Origin of the sequence: Bacillus sp. AP50 (genome assembly GCF_040492675.1) — a bacterium.
GTDB classification, from domain to species: Bacteria; Bacillota; Bacilli; order Bacillales; family Bacillaceae_G; genus Bacillus_A; species Bacillus_A cereus.
Genome location: NZ_JBEUTW010000062.1, coordinates 1 through 8,226 on the forward strand (window position 1 = coordinate 1; position 8,226 = coordinate 8,226).

Below are 8,226 nucleotides of genomic sequence, written 5' to 3' on the forward strand. Positions count from 1 at the left end.
TCATTTTAATGGTAATTATAATTGATTGGATTTCAAGTTCGATTCGGAGACGGATTGTTTAACTTATTTGAAAAGCATCGAAGTTAGATGCTTTTTGTGTTTTTAAAAACGTATTGATAATTCCCTTTCTTTTTAAAATAAAAATAATGAAAAAGTATGTCATATTGAATGCCCATACATTCCCGGGAACATTGATTTTTTTATAAAAAACCAAAAAAATATCAACATATTTGTCGATACATGTTGTATAATCTTGCGTGGGAAGCTATCATATAAATGTATAAAACGTTTACTAATATAAGCGAAGGGAAGAATAGCATGTCACATTCAATCGAACAACTTTCTATCAACACGATTCGCACATTATCCATCGATGCGATTGAAAAAGCAAACTCTGGTCACCCAGGAATGCCAATGGGTGCAGCACCAATGGCTTATACATTATGGACTCAATTTATGAAACACAATCCAAATAACCCAACGTGGTTTAACCGTGATCGTTTCGTATTATCTGCAGGTCATGGTTCAATGTTATTATACAGCCTACTTCACCTATCTGGTTATGATGTAACAATGGATGACTTAAAGAACTTCCGTCAATGGGGAAGCAAAACTCCAGGACATCCTGAGTACGGTCATACAGCTGGTGTAGATGCAACGACTGGTCCACTTGGACAAGGTATTGCAACTGCTGTAGGTATGGCAATGGCTGAAAGACATTTAGCTGCTAAATATAACCGTGATGCGTATAGTGTAGTAGATCATTATACATACGCTATTTGTGGTGATGGAGATTTAATGGAGGGCGTTTCTGCTGAAGCATCTTCATTAGCTGCTCATTTACAATTAGGTCGTCTTGTTGTGCTTTATGATTCAAACGATATTTCATTAGATGGCGATTTAAATCGTTCATTCTCTGAAAGTGTAGAAGATCGTTACAAAGCATACGGATGGCAAGTAATCCGTGTTGAGGATGGAAACGATATTGAAGCAATCGCGAAAGCAATTGAAGAAGCGAAAGCTGACGAAAAACGCCCAACGCTAATTGAAGTAAGAACGACAATTGGTTTCGGTTCTCCAAACAAATCAGGAAAATCAGCTTCACATGGTTCTCCACTTGGTGTAGAAGAAACGAAATTAACGAAAGAAGCATATGCTTGGACTGCTGAGCAAGACTTCCACGTAGCAGAAGAAGTATATGACAACTTCCGTAAAACAGTACAAGATGTTGGTGAAACTGCGCAAGCTGAGTGGAACACGATGCTAGGTGAATATGCACAAGCATACCCAGAATTAGCAAACGAATTCCAAGCAGCAATGAACGGTCAACTTCCAGAAGGTTGGGAGCAAAACCTACCAACTTATGAATTAGGATCAAAAGCAGCAACTCGTAATTCTTCTGGTGCTGTAATTAATGCAATTGCAGAGTCTGTACCATCATTCTTCGGTGGATCTGCTGACCTTGCTGGTTCTAACAAAACATACATGAATAACGAAAAAGACTTTACAAGAGATGATTACAGCGGTAAAAACATTTGGTACGGTGTACGTGAGTTCGCAATGGGTGCAGCAATGAACGGTATTGCACTACATGGTGGTTTAAAAACTTACGGTGGTACGTTCTTCGTATTCTCTGATTACTTACGTCCAGCAATTCGCCTTGCAGCATTAATGCAATTGCCAGTAACGTATGTATTCACACATGACAGTATCGCTGTTGGTGAAGATGGTCCAACACATGAACCAATCGAGCAATTAGCAGCGCTTCGTGCAATGCCAAACGTTTCTGTTATCCGTCCTGCTGATGGTAACGAATCTGTTGCAGCTTGGAGACTTGCTTTAGAATCTACAAACAAACCAACTGCTTTAGTATTAACTCGTCAAGACCTTCCAACATTAGAAGGTGCAAAAGATGATACGTATGAAAAAGTAGCAAAAGGTGCATATGTAGTTTCTGCAAGCAAGAAAGAAACGGCTGATGTAATCTTACTTGCAACTGGATCTGAAGTAAGCCTAGCTGTTGAAGCTCAAAAAGCATTAGCAGTAGACGGCGTTGACGCAGCGGTTGTCAGCATGCCATCTATGGATCGCTTCGAAGCTCAAACTGCAGAGTACAAAGAATCTGTATTACCAAAAGCAGTAACAAAACGTTTCGCAATCGAAATGGGTGCTACATTCGGATGGCACCGTTACGTAGGTCTTGAAGGAGATGTGTTAGGTATCGATACATTCGGTGCTTCTGCTCCTGGTGAGAAGATTATGGAAGAGTATGGATTTACTGTAGAGAACGTTGTTCGTAAAGTAAAAGAAATGCTTTAATGATTTCAGAAAAATCTCTCCGGCATGGAGAGGTTTTTCTATGTAAATGAGTTTTTTCGACAGAAAAAGTTTTTTATCTCTCCGCAGTCAGACAATCATTGCAAATTTTCTTATATATAATGAAGAGAAAAGGTTGTCCAGATTGGGAGTGGAAAAATGAAAACGTATGAATTGTATTTAATTCAAGAGGATATTGCGAAAGCTTATTTTGGTCGTGAATATTTGTTTTTTGATTTATTTGCTCGATTTTCAGAATCTGGGTCCCTTTCGGAGAAAAAAGTGTTATATAAGCAAATGATGTATATAACGATGCCATTGCAAGTAATGAAAATTCATCATAAATTAGAACAAGCTTTGCGCGTTCTTGGTAAATATGATAGAACACATCATACACATACACTTTATACGGGAGCGGAGTACGGCGAAATAATGGTGAAACCGCACTATATTCGTATGAATACCTCTGGAAATGTCTCTATGGAAACAACATTCTTTGAGGTGTTAAGAAAGTGTGAATTAACATTTTTAGCTATGGATTATGAAAATACAAAGTACGGATGGCTGAATCCTCTAAAACAAGTACGAACATATGTGTAAAAAATGTCGAATTGTATCTTGTCTTATTGAAAAGGTTTTAGTACACTGTAAGGTAGACAACATGAAGGAGGAAAATATATGCCAATTTGGTTAGGTATTCTAGTGGGCGTAGTAGCACTAGTAGCAGGCGTGGCGTTAGGATTTTTCATTGCCCGCAAATATATGATGAATTACTTACAAAAAAATCCACCAATTAACGAACAAATGTTAAAAATGATGATGATGCAAATGGGACAAAAACCTTCCCAAAAGAAAATCAATCAAATGATGAGCGCAATGAACAAGCAACAAATGAAATAAGCGCTAAAAGACACTCGCTAAGAGTGTCTTTCTTTTTGTTAGTTATAGTTTTAAAAACTTTTAAAAATTCTGTATTTTTGGTAAACTGAAAACATCGCTCATTTTAAGGGAGGAGGAAAAAAATGAAAGTGTTTATGAATTTAGCGTGGTTTTTTAAACAAGAAAAACGAGCGTACATAACTGGAATTATTTTATTGTTTGGCGTTGCACTTTTAGAACTTGTAGCACCAAAAGTAATTGGAATCGTTGTAGATGAAATTAATGATGGAACATTGACGACCGATAAGTTACTAAAATGGGTTGTACTATTAGTAATTGTAGGCATTACGATGTACATATTACGTTACATATGGCGTATTATGATTTTCGGGTCTTCATTAAAATTAGCTCGCCAATTACGAAAAAATTTATATGAACATTTTACAAAGATGAGTCCATCTTTCTATCAGTCAAATCGAACAGGTGATTTAATGGCACATGCGACCAATGATATTCAAGCGATCCAGCAAACTGCTGGAGCAGGTGTTTTGACGCTTGTTGACTCATTAGCTGTCGGAGGATGTGTACTCGTAGCGATGGGTTTTACAATTAGCTGGAAGTTAACATTATTAAGTTTAATTCCAATGCCGATTGTAGCTATTTCGACAAATTATTATGGAACTTTATTACATAAAAGGTTTCATAAAGCACAGCAATCGTTTTCGGAAATCAATGATAAAGTGCAAGAGAGTATGAGTGGAATGAAAGTGATTCGCTCGCTTGGACAAGAGAAAGAAGATTTGCAGGCGTTTCGAAGAAAATCAGAAGATGTTGTACATAAAAATGTGTTAGTTGCACGTATTGATTCGTTATTTGATCCGACAATCTCTCTTATCGTTGGATTTTCTTTTTTAATCGCAGTATGTTATGGATCGGTATTAGTTGTAAGAGGTGAATTAACAGTAGGTGATCTCGTTACATTTACGACATATTTAGGTACCCTCGTTTGGCCAATGTTAGCGTTTGGATGGTTATTCAATATTATGGAGCGTGGGCGTGCTTCATATGACCGTGTAGAAAAAATTCTTTCACAAAAATCAGATGTAGTAAATAGCGAAAAAGCTGTACAGACAATAGCGAGCGGTAATGTTTCGTTTGCCGTTGATTCATTTTCGTATAAGAAAAATGAATTGTTACATTTAAACGATATTCACTTTGATTTGAAGAAGGGCGAAACGCTAGGAGTTGTAGGACGTACAGGCGCAGGGAAAACAACTTTATTAAAATGTTTAATCCGTGAGTATGATCATTTTAATGGTGAATTAAAAATTGGGGAGCGAGATATTCGAGATATAACACTTCATGGTGTCCGTTCTGCCATTTCATACGTGCCGCAAGATCATTTTTTATTCTCAGCAAGTATTGGTGAGAATATTGCCTTTGGAAAGGCGGATGCTACATATAATGAAATTACCCAAGCTGCAGAGATTGCTTGTATTCATAATGACATCCTCCAATTTTCAGAAGGATATGAAACAGTAGTAGGGGAAAGAGGTGTTTCGTTATCTGGTGGTCAAAAACAGCGAATCTCTATTGCTCGTGCTTTATTAACAAATGCTGAAATTTTAATTTTGGATGATTGTTTATCAGCAGTAGATGCAAAAACAGAAGAGACGATTTTAAGTGCCTTAAAGAGGGAAAGAGCAGGGAAAACGACGATTATTACTGCACACCGATTAAGTGCAATTCAGCATGCCAATCTTATTCTTGTTGTTGATGAAGGTAGAATTGTACAAAGAGGTACACATGAGGAATTAATGAAGGAAAACGGCTGGTATAAGGAAATGTATGAAAGCCAGCAATTAGAAGCTTTAGTCGAGAAAGGAGGCGTATGATGGTAGAGAAGAAGCGAAGTGATTTAAGTAGATTGCTTTCCTATATGAAGCCATATAAAGGGTTGCTATCTTTAGCATTTATCTTTTTAGTTGGTGCGACAGTAACGGAAATGATGGGTCCTTTTTTAATTAAACAATTCCTCGATGAACACCTAGTACCGCGGGATTTTGAACGATCAGCGCTCGTTACTTTATTTGTAATTTACATAGTTGCTCATTTATTAAAAGTATTATTTACGTATTTAAATCTATTGTACTTTCAGAACATTGCTTTTAAGATTGTTCAAGATATGCGAGTTGAAGTATATGAACATGTTCAAAAGCTGTCATTAAGTTTCTTTGATCGTACGCCGATTGGTACACTTGTATCGCGTATAACAAATGATACGGAAGCGATTAAAGATTTTTATGTTAGTGTATTATCAACATTTGTGAAAAATGTAGTCTTTTTAGTAGGTATTTTAGTAGCGATGTTTTTATTAGATGTAAAATTAGCGCTATTTTCTCTCGTATTAATTCCGATAATGTTTGCGATTATGGTATTATATCGCCGGAAAAGTGCAGCTTTTTATTTAGAAGTACGTAATCAACTAAGCGTGTTAAATGCAAAGTTGAACGAGTCCATACAAGGAATGAATATTGTTCAAGTGTTCAGACAAGAAAAACGTATGAGAAAAGAGTTTGAAGAAGTGAATAATAAACATTATAGTGCAGGGCGACGTACTTTGAAGTTAGACGCATTACTTTTACGACCAGCTACGGATTTAGTGCATATTGTAGCTATTGCGTTAGTACTAGGTTTATTTGGGATTGATGCTTTAAAGAGCCCTGTTGAAGTAGGAGTTTTATATGCTTTTGTTAACTATATACATCGTTTCTTCCAACCTGTAAATGAGATGATGATGAAATTGTCCTTTTTCCAACAGGCACTTGTTTCGTCATCACGTGTATTTCATTTAATGGACGAGAAAGATTTAGCACCGGTTCAAAAAGGCAATGAGAATCCTCAAGTTGTGGATGGGGATATTGAATTTAAAAATGTTACTTTTTCATATGATGGAAAGCGTGACGTTTTAAAAAATGTATCATTTCACGTGAAACAAGGGCAAACGGTTGCTTTTGTTGGGCATACTGGTAGCGGAAAAAGTACGATTATGAATTTGTTAATGCGATTTTATAATATTAAGTCAGGAAATATTGTAATAGACGGTGTAGATTTAGAAAAATTTGAAGAACGAGAAATTAGAAAGAAAATAGGACTCGTATTGCAAGATGCATTTTTATTTGCTGGAAATGTAAAGCAAAATATTCGTATGTATAATGAAGAAATTACGGATGAAGAAGTAAAAGAAGCTGCTCGATTTGTGCAAGCAAATACGTTTATTGAAAAGTTACCAAAACAGTATGAAACAGAAGTAGTAGAAAGAGGTGCAGCATTTTCAAGCGGTCAACGACAATTAATTGCTTTTGCTAGAACGATAGCAACGAATCCGAAAGTATTAGTATTAGATGAAGCAACAGCTAATATCGATACAGAAACAGAAGAGGCTATTCAAACAGCGTTGCAACAAATGCGAAAAGGTAGAACGACGATAGCCATTGCGCATAGGTTATCTACAATTCAAGATTCAGATCAAATTTTTGTGATGCATGATGGAGAGATAGTAGAAAGAGGAACACATCAAGAATTACTAAGTGAGCAAGGTTTGTATTATAATATGTACTTGCTACAAAATAAAGTGAGTTTGCAAAAGGCCTTGTAATACAAGGTCTTTTTTATTTTGTATACAACATATGTTTACTCTTTGTTTCTATAGCATAAATGTTGTGTCCTCTTATGAAACTTGTACATATTGTATGTATACGAAGTAAAAAAATTGATAGGAGATTTTATATGCAAAACAGATCAAGTTCAAATGTTACGTTTATTGATGTGTCTCATTGGGAAGGGAATATTGATTGGAATGCAGTGAAGGCATCTGGAATTCCAGCAGCGTATGCAAAAGCGACAGAAGGTGTAAACTACATTGATCCTACTTTTACTAAGAATGTACAAGCAGCACGAAATGCGAATGTATTAATTGGTGCATACCATTTTGCACGCCCAGAACAAAATGATGCAATTTCAGAGGCGAAATATTTTGTGGGTATATTACAAAATAACCAGACAGACTTAATGCCAGTTCTGGATTTAGAATCACCAACAGATCCGAGCAACAGTAATTTAACTGGTAACGCTATATCGAATTGGGCAAGAAGCTTCATAAATTATGTGAAACAGGCTACTGGAAAAGATGTAATGTTATATACAGGAGTTTGGTATATTAATGAGTTCGGAATTAGCGGATTAAGTGATATACCGCTTTGGATTGCTAAATACTCGAGTACACCGCCTGCTGATGCTGGTGGATGGACAGCGTGGACAGCGTGGCAGTACACAGATTCTGGACAAATTTCAGGCGTAGGAAATTGTGATGTATCAGCTGCAGTTTCATTAGAAGCTTTAAAAGGGAATGGAGCAAGTGGTGGAGGTAATGTTTCCCTGCCTAATAATGCAACTCCAGTGTACGGGGTTGCTATAATTAATGGAGATAATGTGAATTTGAGAAGTGGACCATCTTTGCAGTCTAGTGTAATTCGCCAATTGAATCGTGGCGAAACATATGAAGTTTGGGGAGAACAAGATGGATGGCTTTGTTTAGGGACAAATCAGTGGGTATATAATGATCCGAGTTATATTCAGTATAAACATTATGTGGCGACTATTACTGGTGATAATGTAAATTTGCGTGATGCTCCATCATTAAATGGAAATGTTATAAGACAGTTACATCATGGTGAATCGTATCGAGTATGGAGTAAGCAAGATGGATGGCTTTGCTTAGGGACAAATCAATGGATATACTACGATCCGAGTTATATTCAGTATGGTGTACAATAGAGTGAAAATAAAAGGTGCCCCGTCAGAGGTGCCTTTTATTAAAAATATACAACTTTTACAAAGTCTATATCGAAACCATAGTATACTATAGTAGATATATTTATAAAAAATAATCAAAAATGAAATAAAGGGGTAAAAATATGAATTATGTGCTAATAGGTGCGGTTTTAATATTATTAGCTGTAGTATTTGTGC

Annotated in this window: 6 protein-coding genes; all 6 read left to right on the plus strand. The window is 36.3% G+C overall.

The window, feature by feature from the left end:
* The first annotated feature begins 318 nt into the window (after window positions 1-318).
* The 6 genes from tkt (at window position 319) to ABWK52_RS06760 (ending at window position 8,031) form a co-directional block, all read left to right on the plus strand.
* Window positions 319-2,319, plus strand: a complete 2,001-nt coding sequence (gene tkt, locus ABWK52_RS06735) for a transketolase (protein ID WP_000019782.1) — start codon at window positions 319-321, stop codon at window positions 2,317-2,319.
* 156 nt (window positions 2,320-2,475) lie between these two features.
* Complete coding sequence (sirA, locus tag ABWK52_RS06740) at window positions 2,476-2,916, plus strand: sporulation inhibitor of replication protein SirA (protein ID WP_000860645.1); 441 nt, start codon at window positions 2,476-2,478, stop codon at window positions 2,914-2,916.
* Window positions 2,917-2,994: 78 nt separating this feature from the next.
* The gene (locus tag ABWK52_RS06745; protein ID WP_001123317.1) at window positions 2,995-3,216 is read left to right on the plus strand and encodes a YneF family protein; all 222 of its coding nucleotides are present in this window, start codon (window positions 2,995-2,997) and stop codon (window positions 3,214-3,216) included.
* 122 nt (window positions 3,217-3,338) lie between these two features.
* A complete protein-coding gene (locus ABWK52_RS06750; RefSeq protein ID WP_000862453.1) occupies window positions 3,339-5,090 on the plus strand; it encodes an ABC transporter ATP-binding protein in 1,752 nt (583 codons plus the stop codon).
* Window positions 5,090-6,853: an ABC transporter ATP-binding protein gene (locus tag ABWK52_RS06755; protein WP_000229523.1), complete on the plus strand. Its 1,764-nt coding sequence runs from the start codon at window positions 5,090-5,092 to the stop codon at window positions 6,851-6,853. Before ABWK52_RS06750 ends, ABWK52_RS06755 begins: the two co-directional genes overlap by 1 nt.
* A gap of 131 nt (window positions 6,854-6,984) precedes the next feature.
* Window positions 6,985-8,031, plus strand: a complete 1,047-nt coding sequence (locus ABWK52_RS06760) for a GH25 family lysozyme (RefSeq protein ID WP_098202835.1) — start codon at window positions 6,985-6,987, stop codon at window positions 8,029-8,031.
* Window positions 8,032-8,226 lie beyond the last annotated feature (195 nt).

What these genes read in the sequence shown, in the direction of transcription:
- tkt (WP_000019782.1), top strand. Translation starts at nt 319, where the DNA reads ATGTCACATTCAATCGAACAACTTTCTATCAACACGATTCGCACATTA.
- sirA (WP_000860645.1), top strand. Translation starts at nt 2,476, where the DNA reads ATGAAAACGTATGAATTGTATTTAATTCAAGAGGATATTGCGAAAGCT.
- ABWK52_RS06745 (WP_001123317.1), top strand. Translation starts at nt 2,995, where the DNA reads ATGCCAATTTGGTTAGGTATTCTAGTGGGCGTAGTAGCACTAGTAGCA.
- ABWK52_RS06750 (WP_000862453.1), top strand. Translation starts at nt 3,339, where the DNA reads ATGAAAGTGTTTATGAATTTAGCGTGGTTTTTTAAACAAGAAAAACGA.
- ABWK52_RS06755 (WP_000229523.1), top strand. Translation starts at nt 5,090, where the DNA reads ATGGTAGAGAAGAAGCGAAGTGATTTAAGTAGATTGCTTTCCTATATG.
- ABWK52_RS06760 (WP_098202835.1), top strand. Translation starts at nt 6,985, where the DNA reads ATGCAAAACAGATCAAGTTCAAATGTTACGTTTATTGATGTGTCTCAT.